The 14,933-nt window shown below is 64.9% G+C and carries 12 protein-coding genes; 9 read left to right on the top strand and 3 right to left on the bottom strand.

The genetic code is table 11. The features are described from left to right. Positions 1 to 150 precede the first annotated feature (150 nt). The 5 genes from ACUXVH_RS14745 to ACUXVH_RS14725 all read left to right on the top strand — a co-directional run bounded on the left by ACUXVH_RS14745 (position 151) and on the right by ACUXVH_RS14725 (position 7,219). Positions 151 to 633 (top strand): sigma-70 family RNA polymerase sigma factor, encoded by a 483-nt coding sequence (locus tag ACUXVH_RS14745; RefSeq protein ID WP_026020154.1) that lies wholly within the window; start codon positions 151 to 153, stop codon positions 631 to 633. Between the two features lie 149 nt (positions 634 to 782). Further along, a complete protein-coding gene (locus ACUXVH_RS14740; protein ID WP_011062360.1) occupies positions 783 to 2,120 on the top strand; it encodes a lysine N(6)-hydroxylase/L-ornithine N(5)-oxygenase family protein in 1,338 nt (445 codons plus the stop codon). A 638-nt stretch (positions 2,121 to 2,758) separates the two neighbouring features. Then, positions 2,759 to 5,524 carry a magnesium-translocating P-type ATPase gene (gene mgtA / locus ACUXVH_RS14735; RefSeq protein WP_011062359.1) on the top strand — a complete coding sequence of 922 codons (2,766 nt, stop codon included), beginning with the start codon at positions 2,759 to 2,761 and terminating at the stop codon, positions 5,522 to 5,524. Between the two features lie 204 nt (positions 5,525 to 5,728). After that, the gene (locus ACUXVH_RS14730) at positions 5,729 to 6,445 is read left to right on the top strand and encodes an MgtC/SapB family protein (RefSeq protein ID WP_015636409.1); all 717 of its coding nucleotides are present in this window, start codon (positions 5,729 to 5,731) and stop codon (positions 6,443 to 6,445) included. A gap of 327 nt (positions 6,446 to 6,772) precedes the next feature. Then, entirely contained in the window at positions 6,773 to 7,219 is a 447-nt protein-coding gene (locus ACUXVH_RS14725) for a response regulator (RefSeq protein ID WP_445495224.1), read from the top strand. Positions 7,220 to 7,295: 76 nt separating this feature from the next. On the opposite strand, the gene dkgB is transcribed toward ACUXVH_RS14725, so the two are convergent. Both dkgB and ACUXVH_RS14715 read right to left on the bottom strand, forming a co-directional pair. Next, positions 7,296 to 8,099, bottom strand: coding sequence for a 2,5-didehydrogluconate reductase DkgB (gene dkgB / locus ACUXVH_RS14720; RefSeq protein WP_065363181.1), 804 nt, complete (start codon positions 8,097 to 8,099; stop codon positions 7,296 to 7,298). Between the two features lie 221 nt (positions 8,100 to 8,320). Beyond that, complete coding sequence (locus tag ACUXVH_RS14715; RefSeq protein WP_174395614.1) at positions 8,321 to 9,229, bottom strand: LysR substrate-binding domain-containing protein; 909 nt, start codon at positions 9,227 to 9,229, stop codon at positions 8,321 to 8,323. A gap of 97 nt (positions 9,230 to 9,326) precedes the next feature. Here ACUXVH_RS14715 and ACUXVH_RS14710 point away from each other — a divergent pair, with 97 nt between their 5' ends. The 3 genes from ACUXVH_RS14710 to ACUXVH_RS14700 all read left to right on the top strand — a co-directional run bounded on the left by ACUXVH_RS14710 (position 9,327) and on the right by ACUXVH_RS14700 (position 12,551). Next, positions 9,327 to 10,202: a pirin family protein gene (locus ACUXVH_RS14710; protein WP_103290772.1), complete on the top strand. Its 876-nt coding sequence runs from the start codon at positions 9,327 to 9,329 to the stop codon at positions 10,200 to 10,202. A gap of 146 nt (positions 10,203 to 10,348) precedes the next feature. Further along, positions 10,349 to 10,975, top strand: coding sequence for an isochorismate family cysteine hydrolase YcaC (ycaC, locus tag ACUXVH_RS14705; RefSeq protein WP_011062354.1), 627 nt, complete (start codon positions 10,349 to 10,351; stop codon positions 10,973 to 10,975). 133 nt (positions 10,976 to 11,108) lie between these two features. Beyond that, a complete protein-coding gene (locus ACUXVH_RS14700) occupies positions 11,109 to 12,551 on the top strand; it encodes a mechanosensitive ion channel family protein (protein WP_019094668.1) in 1,443 nt (480 codons plus the stop codon). 323 nt (positions 12,552 to 12,874) lie between these two features. Here the strand turns inward: ACUXVH_RS14700 and ACUXVH_RS14695 are convergent, their stop codons facing one another. Further along, a complete protein-coding gene (locus tag ACUXVH_RS14695; protein ID WP_041119235.1) occupies positions 12,875 to 13,639 on the bottom strand; it encodes an AraC family transcriptional regulator in 765 nt (254 codons plus the stop codon). Positions 13,640 to 13,738: 99 nt separating this feature from the next. On the opposite strand from ACUXVH_RS14695, the gene ACUXVH_RS14690 reads away from it, so the two are divergent. Next, positions 13,739 to 14,872, top strand: coding sequence for an MFS transporter (locus tag ACUXVH_RS14690; RefSeq protein ID WP_019094670.1), 1,134 nt, complete (start codon positions 13,739 to 13,741; stop codon positions 14,870 to 14,872). The last annotated feature ends 61 nt before the right edge of the window (positions 14,873 to 14,933 follow it).

Genomic DNA, 14,933 nt, shown 5'->3' with positions numbered 1-14,933 from the left:
AACCCACCGCGGTGCTGCGCTACTTTAAATCTATATGAGAATTACTATAAATTACGCCGCTACTAAACAGCCATCACGAATTACCGGGTGCAATCGGCCATGGCCGGACTTGCTCAAGGACAGAACCGCCCCAGTGGGCGCTCGGGAGCCCTGTTGGAAAACTACTATCGCGAGCTGATGTGCTTCCTCAACGCCAAGCTGGGCAATCGCCAGGTGGCCGAGGATGTGGTGCATGACGCTTATGTGCGGGTCCTGGAGCGCTCCAGCGATACCCCCATCGAGCAGCCGCGGGCGTTTCTCTATCGCACGGCCCTGAACCTGGTGATCGACGGCCATCGGCGCAATGCCTTGCGCCAGTCCGAGCCCCTGGAGGTGCTGGACAACGAAGAGCGCTACTTCAACCCTTCGCCGCAGACCAGCCTGGATCACGGCCAGCGCCTGGAAATGCTGCAACGGGCCCTGGCCGAGCTGCCCCGGCTGTGTCGCGAGAGCTTCCTGCTGCGCAAGCTCGAAGGCCTGTCCCACCCGCAGATCGCCGAACAGCTGGGGATTTCCCGCAGCCTGGTGGAGAAACACATCGTCAATGCCATGAAGCATTGCCGGTCGCGCCTGCGCCAGTGGGATGCTCAATAACGCGTTGCCGTTGAGACGTATTTAGTTAAATTTTTTTTCATTGTCCTCGTCCCTACTCAACAGACGATCCGCTGTCCTGCATGGGCCAGTCGGGTCACCGTGACACTTTATCCCCCGCGTTGAGGCGGTTTATCCAGAGGACACTGGAAATGACACAGGCAATTGCATCGGCCCACGTTCACGATTTGATCGGTATCGGTTTCGGCCCCTCGAACCTGGCGCTGGCCATTGCGCTGGAGGAGCGCGGGCAGGAGCACGGTCCGCTGGACGCGTTGTTCCTCGACAAGCAGGCTGACTATCGCTGGCACGGCAACACCCTGGTAACCCAGAGCGAACTGCAGATTTCCTTCCTCAAGGACCTGGTGACCCTGCGCAACCCCACCAGCCCCTATTCCTTCGTCAACTACCTCAAGCACCACGGGCGCCTGGTGGACTTCATCAACCTGGGCACCTTCTATCCATGCCGCATGGAGTTCAACGACTACCTGCGCTGGGTGGCCGGGCATTTCCAGGAACACAGCCGCTACGGCGAAGAAGTGCTGGCCATCGAGCCAGTGCTGCACAACCAGCAGGTCGAGGCGTTGCGGGTGATTTCCCGGGATGCCCAGGGCAGCGAACTGGTGCGCACCACCCGTTCGGTGGTGGTCAGTGCCGGCGGCACGGCGCGGGTTCCGGAAACCTTCAAGGGGCTCAAGGGCGATGCGCGGGTGTTCCACCATTCCCAGTACCTGGAACGCATGGCCAGCCAGCCCTGTGTCAGTGGCAAACCGATGAACATCGCCATCATCGGCGGCGGGCAGAGCGCGGCAGAAGCCTTCATCGACCTCAACGACAGTTTCCCTTCGGTGCAGGCCGACATCATCATGCGCGGTTCGGCACTCAAGCCGGCGGATGACAGCCCGTTCGTCAACGAAGTGTTCTCCCCGGCCTTCACCGACCTGGTGTTCCAGCAGACCGGCAGTGAGCGCGAGCGCCTGGTCAGCGAGTACCAGAACACCAACTACTCGGTGGTGGACATCGACCTGATCGAGCGCATCTACGGGATCTTCTACCGGCAGAAGGTTTCCGGCATCGCGCGCCACACCTTCCGCACCATGACCACGGTGGAGAAGGCCACCGCTACCGACCTGGGCATCGAGCTGATCCTGCGCAACAGTGCCAGCGGCGAGCGCGAAGTGCGTCACTACGATGCGGTGGTGCTGGCCACCGGCTACGAGCGGCAGATGCATCGTCAACTGCTGGCGCCGCTGCAGGCCTACCTGGGTGACTTCGAGGTGGACCGCAATTACCGCCTGGTGACCGACGAGCGCTGCAAGGCCGGCGTCTACATGCAGGGCTTCAGCCAGGCCAGCCATGGCCTGAGCGACACCTTGCTGTCGGTGCTGCCGATCCGTGCCCAGGAGATTGCCGATTCGCTCTACGAACACGGCAAGAGCCGCGGTCACAGCCGTTCGGTGCGTGACATGCTGCTGGCCACCGCCAGCTGATCGGCGCCACCTCCGTTCTTGCGGACCTCTTCGCCGGCAAGCCGGCTCCTGCCATTCGGGGCTATCCCGGGTGTTTTTTGTAGGAGCCGGCTTGCCGGCGAAGGCGATCTATCGGGCCCTTTCGCTGGCAAGCCAGCTCCTACGGTTGTCAGTGACAGTGTGGGGAACCGTAGAAGCCGGCTTGCCGGCGAAGGCATTCCTGAACCTTGGCTGAAGAACTTTTCGATTCCCTCTGCCAGGGTTTCCCTCCGGTTTACTCTGCAAATAGTGCGGCGTAAGCTGCGCGCGTTTTCAATCAGTGGAGGCCCAGTGTGGGTACTTGTTCGAGTGACAGGAGTCGGCCGGTTTCAGTAACCGGCGCAGTCCCGGCAAGATAGCGCGCAGCCTTTTTCCTGCCGCTGTCTCGCCGTCCAGCGAGATGCGGCATCCCGATCGCGAACTTCTATGGTTCGCTTCCCGACGCCACTTCCTGGCGACTTCTATTTCCCCTTCGACCCGGCCGGCTGCCGTGTCGTGGTGGCATCGACGCGCAGGTCCAGGACCTGCGGATCAGGCATGCATGAAGGATTACACTCCGGCAACGCCCGATCGTACCTGCCTGCGGTTTTCCCTACGCCGTTGCTGCAGGAGTCATCACCATGAAGCTCACCCTGTTGAAAGAGTTCTTTGCCGGCTTCCTGCGGACCCGGCATTTCGCCCGGCACTTCCGCCGCCTGGCACTGCTGGAAAGTTTCAGCGATGCCAGCGTCAGCCGCGACGTGCCGCCGACCCTGGCGCAAACCCTGGTGGCGGCGGCCAACAGCGATGCCGCGCAACTGCTGGACCAGCTCGGCAGCCACACCGACGGCCTGAGCACCGAGGAGGCCGATGCCCTGCGTGAGCGTCACGGCCTCAACGAGGTCGAGCACGAGCAGGCGCTGCCCTGGTGGACCCACCTGTGGCACTGCTACAAGAACCCCTTCAACCTGCTGCTGACCCTGCTGGCGGTGATTTCCTGGCTGACCGAAGACATGAAGGCGGCCACGGTGATCTTCTCCATGGTGGTGCTTTCGACCCTGCTGCGCTTCTGGCAGGAGGCCAAGTCGAACAAGGCCGCCGATGCCCTCAAGGCCATGGTCAGCAACACCGCCACGGTCATGCGCCCAGGGTCGGCGCCCCAGGCCGCGCCGATGCTCGGCCGCCTGCTGGGGGCCGCCGCCGAGGTCAAGGGCGCTCAGCGCATCGAGTTGCCGATCAAGCAACTGGTGCCCGGCGACCTGATCGTGCTCTCGGCCGGCGACATGATTCCCGCCGACTGCCGGGTGCTCAGCGCCAAGGACTTGTTCGTCAGCCAGGCGGCCATGACCGGCGAATCCATGCCGGTGGAGAAATTCCCCCGCCAGCAGGACGCCGACACCAGCAACCCCCTGGACCTGGACAACATCCTGTTCATGGGCACCAACGTGGTCTCCGGTTCCGCCACGGCAGTGATCCTGACCACCGGCAACAGCACCTATTTCGGCGCCCTGGCCCAGCGTGTCAGCGCCACCGACCGCGCGCCCACCTCGTTCCAGAGCGGGGTCAACAAGGTCAGCTGGCTGCTGATCCGCTTCATGTTCGTCATGGCGCCCCTGGTGCTGTTCATCAACGGCTTCACCAAGGGCGACTGGATGGAGGCGCTGCTGTTCGCCCTGTCGATTGCCGTGGGCCTGACCCCGGAAATGCTGCCGATGATCGTCACCTCGACCCTGGCCAAGGGCGCGGTGTTCCTGTCGCGCAAGAAGGTCATCGTCAAGCGCCTGGACGCGATCCAGAACTTCGGCGCCATGGACGTGCTGTGCACCGACAAGACCGGCACCCTGACCCAGGACAAGATCTTCCTGGCGCGGCACGTGGACGTCTGGGGCGAGGATTCCGACGACGTGCTGGAAATGGCCTACCTCAACAGCTACTACCAGACCGGGCTGAAGAACCTGCTGGACGTGGCGGTACTGGAGCACGTCGAGGTGCACCGCGAGCTCAAGGTCGGCACGGCATTCCAGAAGGTCGATGAAATCCCCTTCGATTTCACCCGTCGGCGCATGTCGGTAGTGGTGGCGGAACAGGACCGGCCGCACCTGCTGATCTGCAAGGGGGCGGTGGAGGAAGTGCTGGCGGTGTGCCGCAACGTACGCCATGGCGAAGCCGAGGAAGCCCTGACCGAGAGCCTGCTGGCGCGGATCCGCCAGGTGACCGCCGACCTCAACGAAGAGGGGCTGCGGGTGGTGGCGGTGGCCGCGCGGCCGATGATCGACGGGCGCGATACCTACAGCCTGGCGGACGAGTGCGAGCTGACCCTGATCGGCTACGTGGCATTCCTCGACCCGCCCAAGGAAAGTACCGCGCCGGCCCTCAAGGCCCTGGCCGAACATGGCGTTGCGGTGAAAGTGCTGACCGGTGACAACGAACTGGTGACGGCGAAGATCTGCCGCGAAGTGGGCCTGGAGCAGCAGGGCCTGCTGATGGGCAACGACATCGAGCGCATGAGCGACGAGCAACTGGCCCAGGCGGTGGAAACCACCAACGTGTTCGCCAAGCTGACCCCGACCCACAAGGAGCGCATTGTCCGCCTGCTCAAGGCCAACGGCCACGTGGTGGGCTTCATGGGCGACGGCATCAACGACGCCCCGGCGTTGCGCACCGCCGACATCGGCATTTCCGTGGACAGCGCGGTGGACATCGCCAAGGAAGCGGCGGACATCATCCTCCTGGAAAAGAGCCTGATGGTGCTGGAGGAGGGCGTGCTGGAAGGGCGCCGGACCTTCGCCAACATGCTCAAGTACATCAAGATGACCGCCAGCTCGAACTTCGGCAACGTGTTCTCGGTGCTGGTGGCCAGTGCCTTCATTCCGTTCCTGCCGATGCTGCCGATGCACCTGCTGGTGCAGAACCTGCTGTACGACATTTCCCAGATCGCCATTCCCTTCGATAACGTCGATGAGGAAATGCTGAAAAAACCGCAGCGCTGGCAGCCGGCGGATGTGGGGCGGTTCATGCTGTTCTTCGGGCCTATCAGCTCGATCTTCGACATCACCACCTTTGCCCTGATGTGGTACGTGTTCGACGCCAATACCCCGGACCACCAGACGCTGTTCCAGTCCGGCTGGTTCGTGGTGGGGCTGCTGACCCAGACCCTGATCGTGCACATGATCCGCACGCCGAAGATTCCGTTTTTGCAGAGCCGCGCGGCCATGCCGTTGATGGTGATGACCGGCGTCATCATGGCGGTGGGGATCTTCCTGCCGATGGGCCCGCTGGCGCACTACTTCAAGCTGCAGGCGCTGCCGTCGCTGTACTTCGTGTTCCTGCCGCTGATCCTGCTGGCCTACATGGCCCTGACCCAGGCGGTGAAGGGCTTCTACGTGCGGCGCTTCGGCTGGCAGTAATGCTGCCCTGTAGGAGCCAGCTCGCTGGCGAAGGCTGTGTTGCCAGCGAAAGCTCCCCGGCGGGCTAAGGCGTCCTCACGGGCCTCTTCGCTGGCAAGCCAGCTCCTACGGTCAGCCGTGCATCACGGCAGGCCATGAGACGTTCATGGACCGCTGCTAGAGTCCTCTGGTGCCATTCATGCCCCTCGCTCAAGGACAGTCGCCATGCAAGCCCTGCACAACATCAACCTGGACTCGCTGATCGATACCCTGGTCAGCCTCAGCGCCGCCTTTATCCTCGGTGGCCTGATCGGCTTCGAACGCCAGTACCGCCAGCGCACCGCGGGTTTGCGCACCAATGTGCTGGTGGCGGTGGGGGCCGCGATCTTCGTCGACATGGCCAACCGCCTGGGGGGCGCCGAAGGGGCGGTGCGGGTGGTGGCCTACGTGGTCTCCGGCATCGGCTTTCTCGGCGCCGGGGTGATCATGCGCGAGGAGGGTAATGTCCGTGGGCTGAATACCGCCGCCACCCTCTGGGCCTCGGCTGCGGTGGGGGCCTGCGCCGGTGCCGACCTGATCCTCGAGGCACTGCTGGGCACCCTGTTCGTGCTGGCCGCCAATACCCTGCTGCGGCCCATCGTCAACAACATCAACCGCCAGCCCCTGGACGTGGTGTCCGCCGAGGTCACCAATATCGTCTACGTGATCGCCCACCGCTCGAAGCAGAAGGCAGTGTTCGCCCTGCTGGAAGCGGAGCTGGCGCGCTGCAACTACCCCGCCAGCGACGTTGATGTGCACGCCTTCGGTACGGAGGATGTGGAGATCGAGGCGACCCTGGCGACCACCTCGGTGGACGGTGACGAACTGGATGCGCTGGTGGCCCGGCTGTCCACATCGCCCTGGGTGCAGCAGGCGTTCTGGAGCCCGAGCACCACCGAATGAGCATTTTTCGCCTCCGCCAGGGGAGGCATGAGATACGGCTCGGCTTCTCTCGGAAGGGGCTTACCGGACAACAAGACTTTTCCGCGGGCTGGCCCCTGCTAAAAACCGTGGCCGGTGGTTATGGTAGGGCACGGTTGCACAGCGGGGCTGGAGGACGCGCCGCGAGCGCCAGGCGGCCGGGGTAGAGCGCCGTCCGCCGGGGCGCCCTCGGCAGCGACTTTCAGGTTGTTCCTAGAGCCAACCTCCACGCACTGGCTTAGCCTTCCAGCGGCCCGGGAGTAGGGCCGGTATTCGCAGTGCCGAAGTCTTGTCAGCAGGATCAGAAAAATGTCCAACAGAGCATTGCGCATATTGATTGCCGATGATCAGCACTTTCGTCGCATGCAGATCGAAAGAGCCCTGAATCAACTGAACTATTACCGAGTGGCCCCGGTGCACAGGCTGGAGGAACTGCTGACGCTGGTGGAGTATTCCTGCGAGTCGTTCGACCTGCTGATCATCAACGCCAACCTGGCTGTCCGCAGCGATTTCGACCTGCTGGCTTTCTGCCTGGACCACCCGCATATCGAGCAAGCCCTGATCTACGGCAGCCAGCATCTTGCCGCCACTTCCGGCAGCCGGCGGTGCACGGTGCATGTCAGCCCGGCCGAATGGCCGGACAGCGCGGCGATCAAGCGCCTGATGCTGTGGGTGGACCCGCCATTGCCCGATGCCGCCGGGCCTTCCCGGCAGCGGCTGGCGCAATTGCATGGCCATTGGGGCAGCCCGAACTGACCGAGGTTTGCGCACCCCACGCCAAACGGCATCCCCAGGGATGCCGTTTGGCGTTTTTGTCAGCGCCGTTCGCGCTTCAGTCCCATTGCGGGGCAATGCCTGCCGGGCTGGTCAGGCGTTGGCCGCGCTCCAGGCCGGCGATGCTCTCAAGCTCCGCGCGGCTCAGGGTCAAGGCGCAGGCTGCGAGGTTGCCTTGCAGGTTGGCCCGGCGGGTGGAGGAGGGGATCACCGCATAGCCCGACTGCATGGCCCAGGCCAGCACCACCTGGGCCGGGGTGGCCTGGCGTGCCTGGGCGATCTGCAGGATCAGTGGGTCCTTGAGCACTTCGCCATATGCCAGGGTCATGTAGGAGGTGATGTGAATGCCCTGGCTGCGGGCGAATTCCACCACCTTGCGGTTCTGCAGGTAGGGGTGCAATTCCACCTGGTGGCTGGCGATCTGCTCGGCCCCGACGGCATCAATGGCTTGCTGCAGCAAGGCATTGCTGAAGTTGGACACGCCGATCTGCCGGGTCAGGCCCTGGGTCTTGGCTTCCAGCAGGGCCTGCATGAACTCCGCCACCGGCACCTGGTTGTCTGGCGAGGGCCAGTGGATCAGGGTCAGGTCCAGGTAATCGGTGCGCAGCTTGTGCAGGCTTTCCTTGAGGCTGGGGATCAGGCGCTCCCGGGACAGGTTGGCGATCCAGATCTTGCTGGTGATGAACAGCTGGTCGCGGGGAATGCCGCTGGCGGCCACCGCGGCGCCGACATCGGCTTCGTTGTCGTAGATCTGCGCGGTATCGATGGCGCGATAGCCCAGTTCCAGGGCGCTGCTCAGGGAATCGATGAGCACCTGGCCCTGAAGGCGGAAGGTGCCGAGGCCAAAGGCGGGTACAGACATGGGTCACTCCGGGCATTGCAGTGGGATTGGCCGGCAGTATCCGTACCTGCGTCGCTGCGAAAAACCGCCGCCGGCACAAAGGAATATTGCCCCGCGTTCACGAATCCACCTGCCCCTGTAGGAACCCGCTTGCCGGCGAATCGTGCAACCCAGGCACGAACCCCACAGGGAGGCTGCCCAACCGCCACCGCCTGGCCGCTCCAGGCGCTTGCTTCTGAGCCTCAGGCCATGTCGCTGTGGCTGAATTCCTCCCCGAGAAAGTCGATCAGGCTGCGTACCGAAGGCAGCAGCCCTCGGCGCGAGGGGAAGATCGCATGCACGATGCCGCACCTTGGCGCCCAGTCGGGCACCAGTTCCAGCAGTCGCCCGGCCTCCAGGTCTTCACGCACCACCACCTTGGGCAGGTGGGCGATGCCGATGCCCGCCAGCACTGCATGGCGCAGCGCCAGCAGGTCGTCGGTGACCATCCGCGGTCGGTGGCGGATCAGTGCCTCGGCGCCGTCCGGACCCAGCAATTGCCATTGATATTCACGTTGCGCCGCACCCCAGTGCACGCTCGGCAAACCGCTGAGGTCGGCCGGTGTTGCCGGGCCCGACAGGCGCTGGAGAAAACCCGGGTGGCCCACCAGGCACTGGGTGCTGTTGCCCAGCACCTTCATCACCAGGTCGGTGTTTTCCAGGGGCGGGAAGCGCACCCGCAGGGCGATGTCGAAGCCCTCGTGGATCAGGTCGACCCGGCGGTTGGTGCTCTCGATGAACAGTTCCACCAGGGGGTACTTGAGCATGAAGCGGGTAAGCATCGGCCCCACCCAGGAATTGAGCAGGGCGGTGGGGCAAGCCACGCGTACCAGCCCCTGGGGTTCGGAGCGGTTGCGTTCTATGACTTCCGCCGCGCCCTCGGCTTCCACCCGCATGGCCAGGCAGCGCTGGTAGTACTCCTGGCCGATCTCGGTCAGCGAACAGTGGCGGCTGGTGCGATGGATCAGGCGCACTCCAAGGCGTTCCTCCAACTGGGAAATCCGCCGGCTGAGCTTGGACTTGGGCATGTCCAGGGCCCGTCCCGCGGCGGCAAAGCCACGGTGCTCCACCACCTGGGTGAAGTAGTAGAGGGTGTTCAGATCTTCCAAGATCGTTCTCCAGATAGAACGCTAAGGGTGATTTTTGCAGTCTAGCGCGGCAAAGGTCTGAGTTTTAAGGTGTGTCCATCAGATAGTTCTGGAGGACGACATGAAAAACATCATCGGCATCTACACCAGTCCACGGCCCCATTGGGTCGGTGACGGCTTCCCGGTCCGTACCCTGTTTTCCTACGACAACCTGGGCCAGCACATCAGCCCGTTCCTGCTGCTGGATCACGCCGGCCCCGCGCAGTTCAGCCCCACCAGCGCCCGACGCGGCGTCGGCCAGCACCCCCATCGCGGTTTCGAAACCGTAACCATCGTCTATGACGGCGAGGTGGAACACCGGGATTCCACCGGCAGCGGCGGCAAGATCGGCCCTGGCGATGTGCAGTGGATGACCGCGGCCTCGGGGATCCTCCATGAGGAGTTCCATTCCACGGACTTCGCCCGGCGTGGCGGCAACCTGGAAATGGTCCAGTTGTGGGTCAACCTGCCGGCGAAGGACAAGCTCGCGGCGCCCGGTTACCAGACCATCGTTGCGGCGGACATCCCGCAGGTCCCGCTGCCGGGCAATGCCGGCAGCCTGCGCCTGATCGCCGGCGAGTTCGATGGCCACCAGGGCCCTGCACGGACCTTCACCCCGATCGACGTCTGGGACATCCGCCTGCAAGCCGGCAAGCACCTGGACCTGCCTCTGCATTCGGGGCGTAACAGCGCCCTGGTGGTATTGCGCGGCACGGTGCAGGTCAATGGCCAGGAGCTGGTGCGCGAAGGTCAGCTGGCGCTGCTGGAGCGTGACGGCCAGGACATCAGCCTGGAGGCCAACAACGACGCGATCGTGCTGTTGCTCAGCGGCGAGCCCATCGACGAACCCATCGTCGGCCACGGCCCGTTCGTGATGAACAGCGAAGAAGAGATTCATCAGGCCTTCGTCGATTTCCAATCGGGACGCTTCGGCCAGATGGACGCAACCGGTCACTGACCGGTTGCACTGGCGCGGCGGGCATCGGCCACCAGGCTTTGCCAGTCGCGTGCTACTCCCCGACGCCCGCCGTTACCCCGGCGGAGCGTGCCACGGGTTTCATCCAAGCCGGGTCTTCCGGCATCGATCATTAGCGAGGACTTCACATGACCACTGCATACAAGCGTCTGGACAAGGATAACGCCGCCGTTCTGCTGGTAGACCACCAGGCCGGCCTGCTGTCGCTGGTCCGCGATATCGAGCCCGATCGTTTCAAGAACAACGTGCTGGCCCTGGCCGACCTGGCCAAGTACTTCAAGTTGCCGACCATCCTCACCACCAGTTTCGAAACCGGCCCCAACGGCCCCCTGGTGCCGGAGCTCAAGGCGCTCTTCCCCGATGCGCCGTACATCGCCCGCCCGGGCCAGATCAATGCCTGGGACAACGAGGACTTCGTCAAGGCGATCAAGGCCACCGGCAAGAAGCAACTGATCATCGCCGGCGTGGTTACCGAAGTGTGCGTGGCGTTCCCGGCGCTCTCGGCCCTGGAAGAAGGCTTTGAAGTTTTCGTGGTTACCGACGCTTCCGGCACCTTCAATGCCCTGACTCGCGATTCGGCCTGGAACCGCATGTCCAATGCCGGCGCCCAGTTGATGACCTGGTTCGGCCTGGCCTGCGAGCTGCACCGCGACTGGCGCAACGACATCGAAGGCCTGGGCACCCTGTTCTCCAACCACATCCCCGACTACCGCAACCTGATGACCAGCTACAACACCCTGACCCAGGGCCAGTAATCCCTGAGTCGCGGCGGGCCCTGCGCCCGTCGCCCGATCCCGGCCCGGGGCGCACGCCCCGGGCTTTTCCAGCTATACCTGCTCCTGCGTCTTTCGTGCGATCGTGCCGTCTTCGTCATGCCGGAGTGCCTCGATGTCTTCCCTGTTCAGCGATCATCCGTTGTTGGCCGCGCTGTTCCTGCTGTTCCTGGATATGCTGCTCTGGCGCCTGATCGGCAGCCGTGGCGACTACTGGAAGCTGGCGGTACGGGTGCTGATCTTTTCCCTCTACAGCCTGATGCTGTTCAACCAGGGCATGAACCCGATGCAGGCCGCGCCCTGGCCCGACGACGTGCCCCTGCACCTGGCCGCCACCGGCCTGGAAATTGGCTGGTGGCTGTTTGGCGCGCGGACCCTGACGGTGTTGCTGGGCACCCTGATGATGCAGCGGGTGGGGCATACCGGGCGCCTGCTGCAGGACCTGATGGGCGCGGTGATCTTCCTCATCGCCATCATCGCCGCCCTGGCCTATGTGCTGGAACTGCCGGTCAAGGGGGTGCTGGCCACCTCCGGGGCCTTGGCGATCATCGTCGGCCTGGCGCTGCAAAGCACCCTCAGCGACCTGTTTTCCGGGATCGTCCTCAACACCACCAAGCCCTACCAGATCGATGACTGGATCGCCATCGACGGCACCGAGGGGCGGGTGCTGGACATCGACTGGCGCGCCACCCGGCTGCAGACCTCCCAGGGCAGCATGGTGGTGATCCCCAACTCCCTGGCGTCCAAGGCCAAGATCACCAATTTCAGCCGGCCGGTGGATGTTCATGGCCTGTCGGTGAGCGTGCAGGTCAGCCCCCACGCGCGCCCGCAGAAAGTCATCGAGGCCCTGGAACGGGCCACCCTGGGCTGCCGCCTGCTGTTGAGTACCCCGGCGGCCAGCGTGGCGATGAAGAGCACCAGCAGCAGTGGCGCGGAATACGAGATCAGCGGTTTTGTCGCCGACATGGGGCACAAGCGCGAGGTGCGCAACCAGCTGTTCGACCTGGCCTTCCGCCATTTGCAGGCCAGCGGCATCGGCCTGCTGTCCGCCGCCGAGCCGGCCCAGGCGGCGACCCTGTCGCGGCCCCGGGCACTGCTGGACGCCTCGAGCATCTTTTCCACCCTGCGCCAGGATGAGAAGGACACCTTCAGCCAGAACATGCACCTGCAGACCTACCGTGCCGGCGAGACCATCCTGGCCCAGGGCGAGGTCAGCGATCACCTGTTCATCATCGAATCCGGGGTGGTTTCGGTGACCATGCAACGCGACGGCAAGCCCTTCGAGGCCGGGCGCATGGGGCCGGGGGAGGTCATCGGCGAAGCCGGCGTGGTGGCCGATCAAGCCACAGTGGCGCAGTTTGCGGCCAAGACCTTCTGCAGCCTCTACCGCATCGACAACGAGTTCCTCAAGCCCTGCCTGGATGCGCGCCACGACATCAACGAGGCCATGAAGAACCTCCTGGATTTTCGCCGGCACATGGCCCAGACCCTGTCCCAGGCTGCGCCCAAGCCAGTGCCCAGGAAGGGTTTCCTGCAATGGCTGCGCAGCCGCACCTGAGGCGCCGGCCACAATATCCCTGACATCGCCGCGTCTGCGCGTAGCCGTTCGCAGCCTGCAACAGTGGCTACAAAAATCGCCGATCGGCCCTGGCCCTGTAGCCGCTGCTGAGCCTGCGAAGCTGCGCAAAGGCCCGCAGGGCCTTGCCTGGCGATCTCCCGCCCTGCCTCGCCAAGGCGCTGGGCCGCGACGGCATTGGTCTCCTCAAGCTCCCCGATAGCGGTCATGGGCCTGGGTGCGTGCGGCACGTAACGTAGCCCCACCTCGACCCGTGCTGTAGCGGTGGGCTTTCGCCACATCCCCCAGGAATGAAACGTGCGGCCTTACTTGAAATACGCCCGTGGCGTGGTGCCGGTCATGGCCTTGAAGAAGGCGATGAAGATGCTGTCGCTGGCAAAGCCCAGTGCGCAGGCGCTGTAGCCGATGCCGCGGCCTGTGGCGAGCAGTTCGATGGCGCGCATCAGCCGCCACTGCTGGCGCCATTGCTGGTAGCTCAGGCCGGTTTCACGCTGGAAGATCCGGCCGATGGTGCGGCTGCTGGCGCCGACCCGGGTGGCCAGTACCTGCAATTGCGGCGGCAGTTGCTCCAGGTCCGCCAGCAGCGGTTGCAGGCGTTTGTCCCGGGGCAGGGGCAGCGACAGGGGCTGGTGCAGGGCCTGGCGGATTTCCTCGATGCACAGGCCCAGCAGGTGCGGGTAGCGGCCCTGGCTCCAGTCGCAGTCGAAGGCGGCCTGGGCCATGGGTTCCAGCACGGCCTGGAGCAACGGGCTGACTTCGATCACCGCCACTTCGGCCGGCAGGCGCCGGCTCAGTTCGGCGCTGAAGTACAGCGAACGGTAGTCCACGCTCTGCTGCATTTGCGCGCGGTGCGTGACCCCCGGGGGAATCCACGCCGCCCGCGAGGGCGGCAGCAGGCACAGGCGATGGTCCAGGGTGATCCGCGTGCAGCCCTGGCGGGTGTACAGCAATTGCCCGCGGCGGTGGCGGTGCAGGCCGGAGTCGTGGTCGCCGAGGGTCGCGGCGATGCCCAGCAGGGGGGCGTCGAAGCGGTCGGGGTCGAAGAGTGCCTGTGGTTCGAGCCAGGCCATGATTGGCGTACTTCCGATGTTTGTTGGCAGGGTTGCGATAATACGCCAGGCGCCGCTGCCTAGAATCGCCGGCATGTTTTTTTTGCCAAGCACTGCCTGATGAATCCCCGTTCCCTGCTGCCCCTGGCCCTGGCTCTGCTGATGTTCCCGCAGCTCGCCCAGACCCTCTACAGCCCGGCCCTGGCCGATCTTGGCCGGGCCTTTGGCGTGGCCCCCGCGCAAGCGGCCCAGAGCCTTTCGGTGTTTGTCCTGGGGTTTGCCCCGGGGGTGCTGCTGTGGGGGCGCTTGAGCGATCTTTGGGGCCGGCGCCCGGCCTTGCTGGGTGGCCTGACGCTGTACGTCCTGGCCATCGGGCTGCAATTGCAGGTGCAGAGTTTTACCGCGCTGTTGCTGTGCCAGGCCCTCGCCGCCCTGGGCGTGGCGGCGGGCTCGGTGGTGACCCAGACCCTGCTGCGCGATCTGTTTCGCGGCAGTGAACTGGTGCGGGTGTTTTCCCTGGTGGGCATGGTCCTGGCGGCCAGCCCGGCCATTGGCCTGTTCAGTGGGGCCGGGCTGGTGCGGGCCTGGGGCTACCAGGGCGCGCTGGCCGGGTTGCTGGTGCTGGCCCTGGCCTTGCTCGGCTGGTGCGCCCGGGCCTTGCCGGAAACCCGTGCGCCGGCGCCGCACCTGGCGCCCCTGGCCGGGACCTTGTGGCAGATGCTCAGGGACCCGGGCATCTGGCGCTCGGCGCTGCTGGTGGCGCTGTTCAATGTGGCCTTGCTCAGCTACTACAGCCTCGGGCCGTTCCTGTTTCGCGACCTGGGGTGGGGCGAGCAGGGCTTTGGTTACAGCGGTGCGGGCCTGGCCCTGGCTTCGGGGCTGGGGGCCTGGCTCAATCGTCGGCTGCTGGGGCGGGGCTGGTCCGGTGACACCCTGCTGCGGCTGGCGGCCCTGGCGGTGACCCTGGGTGGCCTCGGGGTGACAGCGCTTGGGCACAGCCTGTGGTTGCTGCTGCCCATGCTCGGCGTGGTGCTGGGCTTCGGCCTGGCCATCCCCAATATCCTCGGCTCGGCGCTGGCGGCCTACAGCGACCGGCTGGGCAGCGCCGGGGCCGGGTTCGGCCTGTTCTACTACCTGCTGATTGGCGCCGGGTTGCTGCTGGTGGGCTGGGGCCAGGCCCTGGGGCCGACCCTGGGCCTGTGCGGGGTTGCGGCGCTGTTGTTGTGCCTGGTGCGGCGCCGGCAGCAGGGCTGAAGGGCGAGTTTGCGACACACGGTCGCCCCAGCGGCCGCCAAGGGGCCATTGTTTGACCATG

The sequence above is a fragment of the Pseudomonas sp. 8(2025) genome, from assembly GCF_052665325.1.
This window is presented reverse-complemented; position numbering and strand designations above follow the sequence as displayed.

What these genes read in the sequence shown, in the direction of transcription:
- ACUXVH_RS14740 (WP_011062360.1), top strand. Translation starts at nt 783, where the DNA reads ATGACACAGGCAATTGCATCGGCCCACGTTCACGATTTGATCGGTATC.
- mgtA (WP_011062359.1), top strand. Translation starts at nt 2,759, where the DNA reads ATGAAGCTCACCCTGTTGAAAGAGTTCTTTGCCGGCTTCCTGCGGACC.
- ACUXVH_RS14730 (WP_015636409.1), top strand. Translation starts at nt 5,729, where the DNA reads ATGCAAGCCCTGCACAACATCAACCTGGACTCGCTGATCGATACCCTG.
- ACUXVH_RS14725 (WP_445495224.1), top strand. Translation starts at nt 6,773, where the DNA reads ATGTCCAACAGAGCATTGCGCATATTGATTGCCGATGATCAGCACTTT.
- dkgB (WP_065363181.1), bottom strand. Translation starts at nt 8,099, where the DNA reads ATGTCTGTACCCGCCTTTGGCCTCGGCACCTTCCGCCTTCAGGGCCAG.
- ACUXVH_RS14710 (WP_103290772.1), top strand. Translation starts at nt 9,327, where the DNA reads ATGAAAAACATCATCGGCATCTACACCAGTCCACGGCCCCATTGGGTC.
- ycaC (WP_011062354.1), top strand. Translation starts at nt 10,349, where the DNA reads ATGACCACTGCATACAAGCGTCTGGACAAGGATAACGCCGCCGTTCTG.
- ACUXVH_RS14700 (WP_019094668.1), top strand. Translation starts at nt 11,109, where the DNA reads ATGTCTTCCCTGTTCAGCGATCATCCGTTGTTGGCCGCGCTGTTCCTG.
- ACUXVH_RS14695 (WP_041119235.1), bottom strand. Translation starts at nt 13,639, where the DNA reads ATGGCCTGGCTCGAACCACAGGCACTCTTCGACCCCGACCGCTTCGAC.
- ACUXVH_RS14690 (WP_019094670.1), top strand. Translation starts at nt 13,739, where the DNA reads ATGAATCCCCGTTCCCTGCTGCCCCTGGCCCTGGCTCTGCTGATGTTC.